The sequence below is a fragment of the Nitrospirillum guaranorum genome, assembly GCF_034653275.1.
Lineage (GTDB): Bacteria > Pseudomonadota > Alphaproteobacteria > Azospirillales > Azospirillaceae > Nitrospirillum.
In genome coordinates this window covers 426,564-439,424 of record NZ_JAYEES010000001.1, presented here as the reverse complement: position 1 = coordinate 439,424, position 12,861 = coordinate 426,564, and the positions used below count along the sequence as shown (strand labels likewise).

General features: G+C 66.9%; 10 protein-coding genes. 5 read left to right on the top strand and 5 right to left on the bottom strand.

Annotated elements, in window-relative coordinates; translation table 11 throughout:
- Positions 1-117 precede the first annotated feature (117 nt).
- Entirely contained in the window at positions 118-822 is a 705-nt protein-coding gene (locus tag UAJ10_RS01670) for a phosphorylase family protein (protein WP_322913596.1), read from the top strand.
- On the opposite strand, the gene hpnH is transcribed toward UAJ10_RS01670, so the two are convergent.
- Together hpnH and ispH are read right to left on the bottom strand one after the other, a co-directional pair.
- Positions 757-1,893 (bottom strand): adenosyl-hopene transferase HpnH, encoded by a 1,137-nt coding sequence (gene hpnH / locus UAJ10_RS01665; RefSeq protein WP_040850176.1) that lies wholly within the window; start codon positions 1,891-1,893, stop codon positions 757-759. The two genes, UAJ10_RS01670 and hpnH, sit on opposite strands and share 66 nt — an antisense overlap.
- A gap of 104 nt (positions 1,894-1,997) precedes the next feature.
- Entirely contained in the window at positions 1,998-2,918 is a 921-nt protein-coding gene (gene ispH, locus UAJ10_RS01660) for a 4-hydroxy-3-methylbut-2-enyl diphosphate reductase (protein WP_322913594.1), read from the bottom strand.
- A 709-nt stretch (positions 2,919-3,627) separates the two neighbouring features.
- Between ispH and UAJ10_RS01655 the strand changes: the two genes are divergently transcribed.
- The 4 genes from UAJ10_RS01655 to UAJ10_RS01640 all read left to right on the top strand — a co-directional run bounded on the left by UAJ10_RS01655 (position 3,628) and on the right by UAJ10_RS01640 (position 8,988).
- Entirely contained in the window at positions 3,628-4,041 is a 414-nt protein-coding gene (locus tag UAJ10_RS01655; RefSeq protein WP_322913592.1) for a copper resistance CopC family protein, read from the top strand.
- A gap of 16 nt (positions 4,042-4,057) precedes the next feature.
- Positions 4,058-5,716, top strand: coding sequence for a CopD family protein (locus UAJ10_RS01650; protein ID WP_322913591.1), 1,659 nt, complete (start codon positions 4,058-4,060; stop codon positions 5,714-5,716).
- Positions 5,717-5,799: 83 nt separating this feature from the next.
- Complete coding sequence (locus UAJ10_RS01645; protein ID WP_322913590.1) at positions 5,800-8,418, top strand: MMPL family transporter; 2,619 nt, start codon at positions 5,800-5,802, stop codon at positions 8,416-8,418.
- A gap of 96 nt (positions 8,419-8,514) precedes the next feature.
- Entirely contained in the window at positions 8,515-8,988 is a 474-nt protein-coding gene (locus UAJ10_RS01640; RefSeq protein WP_322913589.1) for a VOC family protein, read from the top strand.
- A 12-nt stretch (positions 8,989-9,000) separates the two neighbouring features.
- Here the strand turns inward: UAJ10_RS01640 and UAJ10_RS01635 are convergent, their stop codons facing one another.
- The 3 genes from UAJ10_RS01635 to UAJ10_RS01625 all read right to left on the bottom strand — a co-directional run bounded on the left by UAJ10_RS01635 (position 9,001) and on the right by UAJ10_RS01625 (position 12,856).
- The gene (locus UAJ10_RS01635; RefSeq protein ID WP_322913588.1) at positions 9,001-10,266 is read right to left on the bottom strand and encodes an acyltransferase family protein; all 1,266 of its coding nucleotides are present in this window, start codon (positions 10,264-10,266) and stop codon (positions 9,001-9,003) included.
- A 163-nt stretch (positions 10,267-10,429) separates the two neighbouring features.
- Entirely contained in the window at positions 10,430-12,019 is a 1,590-nt protein-coding gene (locus UAJ10_RS01630) for an inorganic phosphate transporter (RefSeq protein ID WP_322913587.1), read from the bottom strand.
- A 192-nt stretch (positions 12,020-12,211) separates the two neighbouring features.
- Positions 12,212-12,856 (bottom strand): HAD family hydrolase, encoded by a 645-nt coding sequence (locus UAJ10_RS01625; RefSeq protein WP_322913585.1) that lies wholly within the window; start codon positions 12,854-12,856, stop codon positions 12,212-12,214.
- Positions 12,857-12,861 lie beyond the last annotated feature (5 nt).

The following is a 12,861-nucleotide window of genomic DNA, read 5'->3' as shown; positions in this document are numbered from 1 at the left end:
AGAGATCGGCTGTAAAAGGCCCTTTTTAAAACTGTAAATCGCCGCGACTGCGGGTAATAAAGACGCCTGGAAGGTCAGCCTTCCAGGCGTTTTGTTTTTTGCGTTCGGGAAATGGTCATGGTCCAGGCTCAGCGGCGCGTCATGGCGCGCCCCATCATCGTCGTCACCGGCCTGAAGCGGGAGGCGGCCATCGCCCAGGGGCGCGGCTGGCTGCCGCTGGTGAGTGCCGGCGATCTTGAGCGGACGGAGCGGGAGCTGACGGCCCATGCCCCCGGCGCCTGCGGCTTCCTCAGCTTCGGCCTGGCCGGCGGCCTGCAGCCCGGGCTGGAGCCCGGCACCCTGGTCATCGCCAACCGCATCGTTACCGACGGCGGCGATTTCTTGCCCGATCCTGACTGGACGGCCGGACTGGCCGACGCGCTGCCCCGGGCCATGGTGGCGCCGGTGGCGGGTCAGGAGCGCATCATCAACACGGTGGTGGGCAAGCAGGCCCTGTTCGCGGCCACGGGGGCGGCGGTGGTCGACACCGAATCCCAGATCGCGGCCCGGGTGGGCGCGCGCTTCGGCGTGCCGGTGGCGGTGTTGCGTGCCGTGTGCGATCCGGCCCACATGACCCTGCCGCCGGCGGCGACGGCCCCCCTGAAACGCAACGGGACGCCGGACCCGTTGCGGATCCTGGCGTCCCTGTGGCGTCAGCCGGGCCAGATCCCGCAACTGCTGCGGCTGGCCCGGGATTCCGAGGCGGCGTTTAAGGCCTTACTCGGCGGCTTTGCTGGCGTCGCGCGCGCGGATGTCAGCCAGCGCCTTCTCGACATGGCGTGAGAAGACGAACTCGGCCGGGCGCTGGTTGGCCAAGCTGATCTCCGGCGCCATGTCGCCGCTGGTCTTCACGCCGCGCAGGCCGACCCAGGCGGCCTTCAGCGGGTTGGCCAGTGTGTCGGTGACGGCGGTCGCCTCATACCCGCAATGAACCATGCAGTCGGCGCACTTCTCGTAGTTGCCGGTGCCGTACTTGTCCCATTCCGTCTCCTCCATCAGCTCCTTGAAGGTCTTGGCATAGCCTTCGCCGAGGAGGTAGCAGGGACGCTGCCAGCCGAAATAGGTGCGGCAGGGGTTGCCCCACGGGGTGCAGTGGTATTCCTGGTTCCCGGCCAGGAAGTCCAGGAACATGGTCGACTGGTTGAACCGCCAGTTCTTGCCACCGTTGCCGCGCTTGAAGACCTCGCGGAACAGGTTCTTGGTGGCGGTGCGGTTCAGGAAGTGCTGCTGGTCGGGCGCGCGCTCATAGGCATAGCCCGGCGAGACGGTGATGCCCTCCACCCCCATCTCCATGACGCTGTCGAAGAAGCGCGCCACGCGCTCGGGATCGGCGTCGTTGAAGAAGGTGCAGTTGATGCTGACGCGGAAGCCGCGATCCTTCGCCGCCTTGATGGCCGCGACGGCCCGGTCGTAGGTGCCCTTCTGGCAGACCGACTTGTCGTGCGCCTCGCGGTCACCGTCCAGGTGCACGGACCAGGTGAAGTAGGGGCTGGGCTTGAACAGGTCCAGCTTCTTTTCCATCAGCAGCGCGTTGGTGCAGAGGATGGCGTACTTCTTCTTCGCGATGATGCCTTCGACCATCTGGTCGATTTCTTTGTGCAGCAGCGGCTCGCCGCCGGCGATCACCACCACGGGCGCGCCGCACTCGTCCACCGCCGACAGGCAATCCTCCAGCGGCAGGCGCTGGTTCAGGATTTCGTCTGGATAGTCGATCTTGCCGCAGCCGGCACAGGCCAGGTTGCACCGGAACAGCGGTTCCAGCATGAGGACCAAGGGATAGCGCTTCACGCCCGTCAGCCGCTTCTTGAGAAGATACGAGCCGATACGGACGACCTGATGCAGCGGAATACCCATGCCTTCAATCTCCTTGAACCCCAGCGCCATTAACCGCGGCGGCGCGGGTTGAAACATTTTGTCTACCGAATTGGCGGGCAAAAGACCACCAACCGGCGTGCGCGTCAGGCCAGCGTTTCCGGCAGGCGGAATTGAACGTCTTCCACGATGCCCGGCAATGTCGACAATTCGATGGGACCCAGGCGCCGCAGCGCCGCGATCACACCGTCCACCAGTACTTCCGGCGCCGAGGCTCCGGCTGTGACGCCCACCACACCGCATCCCGCCAGCCAGGCGGGGTCGATGGCGCGCTCGTCAGGGACAAGGTAACTGGGCACGCCCAGTTCCTCACCAATTTCCCGCAGGCGGTTGGAATTGGAACTGTTTGCCGACCCAACTACCAGGATAAGATCCGCCACCTTGGCCAGTTCCCGCACCGCGGCCTGCCGATTCTGGGTGGCGTAGCAGATATCCTTGGTCTCAGGACCCAGAATATCCACGAATCGGTGCTTCAGCGCCGCGATCACCGAGCGCGTGTCATCCACGCTGAGCGTCGTCTGCGTCACATAGGCGACCGGCGTCTCCGCCGCCAGGGGCAGGGCCTCCACGTCGTCGACACTGGACACCAGATATGTACGGCCCGGTATCTGGCCAAGGGTGCCTTCCACCTCGGCGTGGCCGGCATGGCCGATGAGGATGAGGGTCCGGCCCTGAGCCACGTAGCGCTTGCCCTCCGCATGCACCTTGGACACCAGCGGGCAGGTGGCGTCGATGACGCGCAACTCGCGCGTCTCCGCCTCCGCCTCCACGGCGCGTGACACGCCGTGCGCGCTGAATATGGTCAGGGCGCCGGCCGGCACCTCCGACAAATCCTCGACGAACCGGGCGCCCTTGGCCCGCAACCCTTCGACCACGTGCTGGTTATGGACGATCTCATGCCGCACATAAACGGGTGCGCCGTGGCGTTCCAGCGCCCGCTCGACGATGTCGATGGCGCGGATCACTCCGGCGCAGAAGCCCCGCGGCTGGGCGAGAACTACCTGCATTGCGGAAACCCCTGGAAGGACACCCCAAGTCCATCGTCCGCAACGGACCCGCCGGGGCACCCCACTTGAACATGTTAGCGATACCAACTGTCCCCCGTCGGACAGGGTCCGCCAGGTCCATATTGGCTACGGATGGTAAAACCGACCCCCCGCCTCGACCGAACACCGGCGATAGATACCCGTGCCAATCGAATCCGCCACCGCCCTATGGTCAGGCCAGACTTGCACAAAATTTAAGGCGTGCCAATGCGCCACGATTGCTTGAGCGATCTGCGCTTCATGTGTGGCATCGCGGCAACGGGGGACCTAGACCTTAGGTAACGGCATCTTTAGTGGACAGAAAACGCAAACATCTTCCGGCCCGAAGGCTATACCCGGCGACCGCCCCGTTTTCGCGGTGATGGCGGGCGGGCCGACGACGCATATGCAACAAAACGTCACGCGCGGCGCAACCACCACGGCCCCAAATGCGACCCAGATGCGCTATGCATGACGCTTGATCTCCGTCGTCGCAGCCGGAACGATGACGGAAAGAATTGACATAGCCCCTGTCGCGCCCGACACCGGCCCCGTAGAACGTCGCCTGACGCATGCGGACCGGCCCCGGCAGCGGCCCGTCCGCCCCGGCCCGGTGGCACCGCCCCCCTTTCGACCGCGGGCGGCCGCCGGGCGCGCCTGTTTTCGTGGTTCCCAGAGGAGAACACCCCCCGTGTCGACCGTACGGCCCCCCGTTTCCCGCCCCGCCCGCCGTCCCTTCCTGGTCCTGGGCCTGGTGGCCCTGGCGGGCGCCGCGCTGGCGCCCCTGCTGGTCCCGGCGGCCGCCCAGGCCCACGCCATCGTCATCGACAGCAATCCCAAGGTAAACGACACCCTGGGCGTGGGCGGCAACGTCCTGAAGGTGCATTTCAACAGCCGAATCGACCGCGCCCGGTCCAAGTTGACCGTCATCGCCGCCGACAAGACCGAGGTGCCGGTGACCATGTCCACGAGCCCGGACGACGAGACGCTGGCGGGCCAGGTTACCCTGCCCTTCGCCGGCAGCTACAAGCTGCGTTGGCAGGTGCTGGCCGTGGACGGGCACACCACCCGCGGCGACATCCCCTTCACCGTGACCCAGCCGTAATCGGGGCCTGCCGCACGTGGATACCCTTGTCGATATTTTCGGTTACCTGACCGTCGTCCTGAACGGCATCAACCTGGTGGCCATGATCATGGCCTTCGGCAGTGTGCTGTTCCTGACCTGCCTGGCCCTGCCGCTGGCCGCCCAGCTGAAGCTGTCCGCCGACGCGGTGGCCGACGCCGGCGCGCGCTACGCCCGCTGGGGCGGCATCGCCACCGCCATCGCCACCCTGTCGTCGCTGACGCTGAACGCCCTGGTGCTGTCCGGCACGCTGGAGATGCCCGTGCTGCAGGTGGCGGGCGCCTTCTTCATCGAGGCGGGCATCGTCCAGGTCCTGGCGGCCGCCGCCATCGTGGTGGTGGCGCGCGGTCACATGACGCGCCCGCGCGTCGCCGTGCTGACGGCCCTGGCCCTGCTGATGCTCGTCGCCTCGTTGGCCACCAGCCACGCCGCCGCCCGCCCGGGTGAGCGCGTATGGATGCTGCTGGCCACCTTCTCGCACATCCTGGGCGCCGGCCTGTGGCTGGGCGGCCTGCCGGCCTTCCTGTCGTCGCTGGGCCAGGCCCAGTCGCGCGACGAGGGGGCGGCCATCGGCCAGCGCTACAGCCTGATGTCCATCACCGGCGTCATCCTGATCGTGCTGGGCGCCATCGGCATCAGCATCGGCTTCATCGGCGGCCTGCAGGGCTTCTACGGCACGGCCTATGGCGCCATGGCGGCGACCAAGGGCGTCATGCTGGGCATCCTGCTGCTGCTGGGCCTGGGCAACTTCCGCACCATCCGCCGCTTCGCCGCCGGCCAGGGCGAAAGCCTGACCCGGGTGCGCCGCTTCGTGGAAATCGAAATCGCCTTCGCCATCGCCATCCTGCTGGCGGCCGGTTCCATCACCTCGCAGCCGCCGGCCAGCGACCTGACGGACGACCGCGCGACCTGGGCCGAGGTGGTGGAGCGGATGACCCCGGTCATCCCGCCCCGCCTGGAAAGCCCCAGCCACGACAGCCTGGCCATCCCGGCCCTGCAGGAGAAGCTGGACAAGGAATGGCGGGACCAGCAGGCCAGCAACCGGCCGCAGGCCTTCGTGCCCGGCGCCGGCGAACTGCCACCCCGCAACGCAGACGATATCGCCTGGTCGGAATACAACCACCACTGGGCGGGCCTGGTGGTGCTGCTGGTGGGCCTGTTCGCGCTGTTGGAACGGGCGGGCGTGCGCTGGGCCAGGCACTGGCCCCTGTTGTTCCTGATCCTGGCCGGCTTCCTGTTCCTGCGGTCGGATCCGGAAACCTGGCCCATGGGCAATGTCGGTTTCTGGGACAGCTTCCGCGATCCCGAGGTGGTGCAGCACCGCACCTTCGTCGTGCTGATCATCGCCTTCACCGTTTTTGAATGGGGCGTGCGCACCGGGCGGTGGAAGAACCAGGCCTTGGCCCTGGTCTTCCCCGTGCTGACCACCGTGGGCGGCGACCTGCTGCTGACCCACAACCACGCCATCAGCAACATCAAGGAACAGCTGCTGATCGAACTCAGCCACCTGTTCCTGGCCGTGCTGGGTGTGGCGGCGGGTGCGGCCCGCTGGATGCAGATCCGGGGCAGCGGCCGCGACGCCCGCTGGGCGGGCTGGATCTGGCCCACCTGCTTCGTCCTGGTCGGCCTGTTGTTGCTGGCCTACCGCGAGGCCTGATATCAAGGGCTTGGCGTTGATGATCTGGGAACGGGCGCCGGGAGACCGGCGCCCGTTTTCACATAGGGAGCGAGGAAGCGAACATGGCGCGCGCCGGAGGAACGATGGGTCTGAACGACCGTGTGGCCCAATTGGTGGCCGCCTGTTGCCGCCGCTGGCAGCTGACCCTGCTGGCTGGCCTGGTCCTGGGGGCGGCCGCGTGCTTCCATGTCGCCACCCACTTCGCCATCGACACCGATGCCGTGAAGCTGCTGTCGCCGCAGTTGACCTGGCGCCAGCGCGAAATCGCCTTCGACAAGCTGTATCCGCAGAAGGTGCAGCAGACCGCCATCGTCGTGGACGGGGTGACGCCGGAACTGGCGGAACGCGCCACCCGCATGCTGGCCGACGCCCTGCGCAAGCGCACCGACGTGGTGCGCAACGTCTTCCGCCCCGATGGCGGCCCCTATTTCGACCGCGAGGGCCTGATGCTGCTGCCCACGGCGGAGGTGCAGTCCACCATGCAGTCGCTGATCCAGGCGCAGCCGCTGCTGGGACCGCTGGCCGCCGATCCGTCGGCGCGCGGCCTGCTGGACACCCTGGGCACCTACCTGCAGGGCGTCAGCTATGGCCAGGCCAAGCTGGAGGACCTTCAGCGCCCCTTTGACGCCCTGTCCGGCACGCTGGAAGCGGCGACGCGCGGGAGTATGGTGCCCTTGAACTGGCGCGGGCTGGTGTCCGGCCAGCCACCCAACCCCATGGAACTGCGCCGATTCATCCTGGTGCAGCCGGTGCTGGACTTCAACGACCTGCAACCCGGCGCCATGGCATCCGATGCCATCCGCGCCACCGCCAAGCAACTGGGTCTGACGCCCGAGAACGGCATCCGCGTCCGCCTGACGGGCGAAGTGCCCATGGCGGACGAGGAGTTCGGCACCCTGGGCGAAGGGGCGGCCTTCAACGGCAGCCTGACGGGCATCGCCGTGCTGGTGCTGCTGTGGTTGGCGGTGAAGTCCTTCCGCATCGTGGGCGCCATCCTGGTGACCGTGATCATCGGCCTGGCCGTGTCCGCCGCCTTCGGCCTGATCGCCACCGGCCCGTTCAACCTGCTGTCCATCGCCTTCATCGTGCTGTTCGTGGGCCTGGGCGTGGATTTCGGCATCCAGTTCTCCGTCCGCTATCGCGCCGACCGGCTGGCCCATGACGACCTGGCCGAAGCCTTGACCGCCGCGGGCGGCGGCGTGGGCCGGGGCCTGACCATCGCGGCGGCGGCCACCGCCGCCGGCTTCCTGGCCTTCCTGCCCACCGATTACCGCGGCGTGTCGCAGCTGGGCATCATCGCCGGCGTGGGCATGGGTGTCGCCTTCCTGCTGTCCGTCACCTTCCTGCCGGCCCTGCTGATGCTGCTGCGCCCCAAGGGCGAGCAGGTGGAGGTGGGGTACAAGGCGTTGGCGCCCCTGGACCGCCTGGTGCTGACCCGCCGCCGCTGGGTGCTGGGCGCCGGCGCCGTGCTAGCCGTGGCCTGCGCCGCCCTGCTGCCGCGCCTGTCCTTCGACTTCAACCCGCTGAACCTGCGCAGCCCCAAGACGGAGGCGGTGTCGGTGGTGCTGGAGCTGATGAAGGACCCGCTGTTCACGCCCAACACCATCGACGTGCTGGCCAATTCGGAGGATGAGGCCCGCGCCCTGGCCGAGAAGCTGTCCACGCTGCCGGAGGTGGCCCAGGCCATCACCCTCAGCGACTACATCCCCACCGACCAGGACGCCAAGATGGCGGCCATCTCCGACGCGGCGTCGCTGATCGGCCCGAGCCTGGCGCCCACCGACGTGCGCCCCGCGCCCAGCATCGAGGACGTGCGCCAGTCCATGACCGGCATCGTCGCCGCCCTGGACAAGCTGAACCCCGACGACGCCAGCCCGGCCGGCGCCTCCGCCCTGCGGTTCAAGAAGGCGCTGGAGGGGGCCCTGGCGGCGCCGGCCGAGAAGGTGGTGCCCCTGTTCCAGAAGGCGGTGGAGCCGGGCCTGCAAACCATGCTGGCCCAGGTGAACGACAGCCTGCAGGCCACGCCGGTGACCTTCAAGGACCTGCCGGAGGATCTGAAGCGCGACTGGGTGGCGGCGGACGGGCACGCCCGCGTTTCCGTCTTCCCCAAGGGCGACAGCAACGACAATCGGGTGCTGAAGCGCTTCGTGAAGGCGGTGCGCACCATCGCCCCCGACGCCACCGGCACGCCCATCAGCATCCAGGAAAGCAGCGCCACCATCATCCACGCCTTCCTGCAGGCGGGCATCCTGGCGGTGATCCTGGTGACCATCCTGCTGGCCGTCACCCTGCGCAACGTGGGCGACGTGCTGAAGACCCTGGCGCCGCTGGCGCTGGCGTCGCTGCTGACCCTGGCCGCGGCCATCCTGGCGGGCAAGCCCATCAACTTCGCCAACATCATCGCCCTGCCCCTGCTGTTCGGCATCGGCACGGCCTTTAATATCTATTACGTCATGGCCTGGCGGCAGGGGCAGACCAACCCGCTGACCTCCAGCCTCACCCGCGCCACCATCCTGTCCGCCCTGACCACCGGCACCGCCTTCGGCAGCCTGTGGACCAGCCACCACCCCGGCACCGCCAGCATGGGTGAGTTGCTGGTGTTCTCGCTGGCCAGCATCCTGGCCACGGCACTGTTGTTCCTGCCGGCCCTGCTGGGCCCACCCAAGACGCCTGCGGAATAATTTCGGGCGGCGGTGTCGGGCATCACCCAGCCTGGCCGTCCTTGGAGGAGAGGCGCATAGTCGGTTCGCGCCTTTCACCAGAAAAAGGACGAGGACATGCCCAACATCACCCCCTTCCTGTGGTTCGACACCCAGGCGGAAGACGCCGCCCGCTTCTACGTCGGCATCTTCCCCAATTCACGCATCACCACCATCAGCCATTACGGCGAGGCAGGCCCCCGCCCCGCCGGCCTGGTCATGACCGTGGCGTTCGAACTGGACGGGAAGCCCTTCATCGCCCTGAACGGCGGCCCCCACTGGAAGATCAACGAGGCCATCTCTTTCGTCATCGACTGCGCTGATCAGGCGGAGGTCGACCGCTATTGGGAGGTGCTGACCGCGGATGGCGGCAAGCCCCACGCCTGCGGCTGGCTGACCGACAAGTTCGGCGTCACCTGGCAGGTCGTGCCCTCCGGCTTCATCGACCTGGTCACCAGCCCCGATCCCATCATCGCCCGCCGGGCGATGACCGCCATGCAGCAGATGATCAAGCTGGACATCGACGCCCTGCGCCGGGCCGTGAACGGCTGACAGGGTCTGGGGTTAGGGCGCCTGGTTCGCCGGGCGCCGCTTCCCTCCCAACACCAGGCGATCCAACCCATCCTGCAGCCTGACCGCGAGGCGGCCGGACCACCGCACCGCCGTCTCTTCAAGCAACGGAACCAGTGCCCAAGCCACCGACAAGGCCAGTGTATAGAACGCCGCCACCGTGAGGATGGCCGCAGGCGCCAAGGCCAGGCCGATATGTCGTAACACGGTAAACAGGCCGGCCCCCGCCGACATCAGCAGCGGGATGTGAAACAGGTAAAGGGGAAAGGAGATCCGGCCCAGGAACCGGGGCAAAGGACGGCTGAGCGCCGCGCGCAACATCGGCCAGCAGAGGACGGGGATCAGCGTCAGGATGGCACCAACCCCGTGCCAGAACGGCTCCCCCTGGGTGCCGAGCCAGGCCAGGCTAGCGCCCTGCCACGGCGCGGGCGGCGCCACCGGTGAAGAGGCGACGAGGGCATCGAACCACGGCCCACGCGCGGCGCTGTATGGCACCGTCCCGAAGAAGACGCCCAAGACCAGCAGTAACCCCATGATCAGGCCTGGGCGCCGTAGGCTGGCCGACCGAGCGGGAAGATCCGCCAAGCTCACAGCGGCCCCGATGGCAAACAACCCGAGATAAAAGCTATGCCCGGCGACGCCCAGAACCAACAAGAGTATCGCCAGGGCGCCATCCGATATGGACCCGCTGCGGCGTAGGGGCCGGGTAACGCCGAATATCAGGATCAGTAGCAGGGACCCAATGAATTCGATGCCCATAGTCCATAAGCTGGAATCGTAGGCGGGAGACGCCGGAAGACCTATGAGGCTGCCATAAAGACCGTCGCGAAGCGCCACCGCGACGTCCGGCGCCTGCGTCATCTGCCAGGCCAACCACGCGGAACGCGTCTCAACCGATGCGGCGGCATTGGCCATCAATCCACACGTCAACAACGCCCAGGAGAACAGGATGACAGCCAGGATGGGAAGGGTTAGCCGGAGATATCGCTTCAACACCAGCGGAATCATGCCCAGGCGGGTGGTGGCGAAAGACCCCGCCAGCACGAAGCCGCTGAGCAGGAAAAAAACGCAGACAGCGTAATTCCCGGCCATGGGGAGCAGGAACGGCAAACCCGATAACCGAATATCCCAGGAGCCGTGGCTGTTCGATGGGTCGCCGGTATGCAGGGCGAAATCGAAGGCGATGATGCTGTGGGATATGACCACGATCAGAGCGGCAATGCCCCGCAGGCCATCCAGATAGTCCTTGCGCTCTTGCATCCAACTCGCCGCCCATTCCTGCAACTGTGCCACCAGATGCCATAGGAAATGCCGCCGGGCAATATCCGCGCAACAATGTATCGTTCCACGAAAACGAAGGGGCGGCCCAACGGACCGCCCCGCGCCTGGTGGACTGACGATTTTCTTACAACAGCCGATTTTCTCAGAAAAGGTGGCGGAACAGCCAGAACAGGCTGCCGGCCAGGACGATGGAGGCCGGCAGGGTCAGCACCCAGGCCATGGCCATGTTGCGCACCGTGGACCATTGCAGCCCCGAACCGTTGGCCGCCATGGTGCCGGCCACGCCGGACGACAGGACGTGGGTGGTGCTGACCGGCAGGCCGAAGGCGTCGGCGGCGCCGATGGTGGCCATGGCCACCAACTCGGCGGAGGCGCCCTGGCCGTAGGTCAGGTGTTCCTTGCCGATCTTCTCGCCCACCGTCACCACGATGCGCTTCCAGCCCACCATGGTGCCCAGGCCGAGCGCGATGGCCACGCCCACCTTGACCCAGGTGGGGATGAAGCGGGTGGCGTGGTCGTAGCGGCCCAGCAGTTCCTTCAGCACCGGCTGGTCGGCGGCGTCGATGGCCGGCGCGCCCGACTTCTGGATGATGCGCAGGGCCTCGGCCGACAGGTAGATGTCGTTGCGGACGTTGCGCACCTTTTCCTGCGGCACCTGGTCCACCGAGCCATAGGCGCGGATCTGGTCGGCGACACTGGCGGTCAGGTCATGGATGCCGCCCATGGTGCTGTCGGTCACCTGGCGGCTGCGGACGAAGTCCTCGACCGCGGCACGGGGATTGGCCGGGGTTTCCTTGACATAGTGGCTGAGGACGTCGCTGGCGCGATCGAAGGTGGCGATGTAGGCCGGGGTGTCGTGGATGGTGACGGCGCGGTTCAGGGCGTAGGCGGTGGGCACCGTGCCGATCAGGATCAGCATGATCAGGCCCATGCCCTTCTGCCCGTCGTTGGAGCCGTGGGCGAAGCTGACACCGGAGCAGGTGAGCACCAGCAGGCCGCGGATCCAGGACGGCGGGGCCTTCTTGCCCTCCGGCGCGGTGAACAGCTTCTTGTCCTTGATCAGCGTGCGCATGATGACCAGCAGCGCGGCGGAGCACAGGAAGCCGACCAGCGGCGACAGGATCAGCGACCAGCCGATCTTTGTGGCCTGGCCCCAATCGACGCCGCTGGTGGCGGTGCCGGAGGTGGCCATCAGCTGGTTCATCAGGCCGACGCCGATGATGGAGCCGATCAGGGTGTGGGAGCTGGAGGACGGCAGGCCCAAGTACCAGGTGCCCAGGTTCCAGATGATGGCCGCGATCAACAGCGAGAACACCATGGCGAAGCCGGCGTCGCTGCCCACCTGCAGGATCAGCTCGACCGGCAGCAGCGAGACGATGCCGAAAGCCACGGCGCCGGTGGAGAACAGCACACCGGCGAAGTTGCACAGGCCCGACCACACCACCGCGACGTTGGCCGGCAGGGAGTGGGTGTAGATCACCGTGGCCACGGCGTTGGCCGTGTCATGGAAGCCGTTGACGAATTCGAAGCCCAGCGCGATCAGCAGCGCGACGCCCAGAAGGACGAAGGGCAGGACGGAGCGGGTGTCGACCCCGCTGAGATCGCTGACCAGGTTGACCGCCATGTAGCCCAGGCCCACGGCCATCAGGGCCAGGAACAACAGGGTCCCATAACGCGCGGCCGGGCCGCCGGAGGTTGCGACGGGGGAATTCACGGCTTCCGTATGCGCCATGGCGCCAGTCCTTCTTGAAAAAGCAGGTCCGGCACCCTACGGCGCGAGTCATGACAACTTTATGTCGCAGGCCCCACCATTTGGTTAATAAATGGCCGATTCACCTTAACCATAAAGGGGTGGCTTTGGCGACAGAATGACCAAAAAATACGCCGTATCAAAGCCTTGCGCCCCAACGCGCATATAAATCCTTTAATCGTTCTGCGCGCTTAAAAGGGACCGAAGGTCGCGCAGATCGCGAATGTGAAAGCGCGCCCTGCCATCCCAGATGACGCCGGGACGCAGACTCTGGACCGTAGGCATGCCCAGGCTGTTGCCGGCGGCGATTTCCGACTCCGGATTGTCGCCCACCACCAGGGCGTGGGCCGCCGGCAGGCCGGACTGGTCCAGCAGCATCCGGAACAGCGCGGCCTTGCCCGGGTGTCCCGCCTCATCGATGGCGTCGATATGCACGCCCTGGAAATAGCGCGCCAGGCCCAGCGCCCGCACCTTGCTTTCCTGCAAGCGGCGAAAGCCGGAGGTGACAAGGTAAAGCGGCAGGCCCAGCCCGGCCAATAAGGGCAGGTCGCCATAGTCGGCCATGGCGCCCGTCACCTCCAACCCCGCCGTCGCCATCCAGGCGGCCTGGTGCATGGCGGGGCTGAAGCCGTGCGCCCGGCTGACCCAATCCAGGGGATGGCGCCAGATGTCGGCAAAGGCGGCGTCCAGCGCATCCGGGCCCAGGGTTCCCGCATTGGCCGCCGTGATGACGTCGAACACCGGCCGCATGAGGGCCACGCCGACGCCATCGGCCGGGGCCAGGCAGTTGTCCAGGTCGAAGATGATGGTCCGGATCATATGGG

What these genes read in the sequence shown, in the direction of transcription:
- UAJ10_RS01630 (WP_322913587.1), bottom strand. Translation starts at nt 12,019, where the DNA reads ATGGCGCATACGGAAGCCGTGAATTCCCCCGTCGCAACCTCCGGCGGC.
- hpnH (WP_040850176.1), bottom strand. Translation starts at nt 1,893, where the DNA reads ATGGGTATTCCGCTGCATCAGGTCGTCCGTATCGGCTCGTATCTTCTC.
- UAJ10_RS01670 (WP_322913596.1), top strand. Translation starts at nt 118, where the DNA reads ATGGTCCAGGCTCAGCGGCGCGTCATGGCGCGCCCCATCATCGTCGTC.
- UAJ10_RS01645 (WP_322913590.1), top strand. Translation starts at nt 5,800, where the DNA reads ATGGCGCGCGCCGGAGGAACGATGGGTCTGAACGACCGTGTGGCCCAA.
- UAJ10_RS01640 (WP_322913589.1), top strand. Translation starts at nt 8,515, where the DNA reads ATGCCCAACATCACCCCCTTCCTGTGGTTCGACACCCAGGCGGAAGAC.
- UAJ10_RS01635 (WP_322913588.1), bottom strand. Translation starts at nt 10,266, where the DNA reads ATGCAAGAGCGCAAGGACTATCTGGATGGCCTGCGGGGCATTGCCGCT.
- ispH (WP_322913594.1), bottom strand. Translation starts at nt 2,918, where the DNA reads ATGCAGGTAGTTCTCGCCCAGCCGCGGGGCTTCTGCGCCGGAGTGATC.
- UAJ10_RS01625 (WP_322913585.1), bottom strand. Translation starts at nt 12,856, where the DNA reads ATGATCCGGACCATCATCTTCGACCTGGACAACTGCCTGGCCCCGGCC.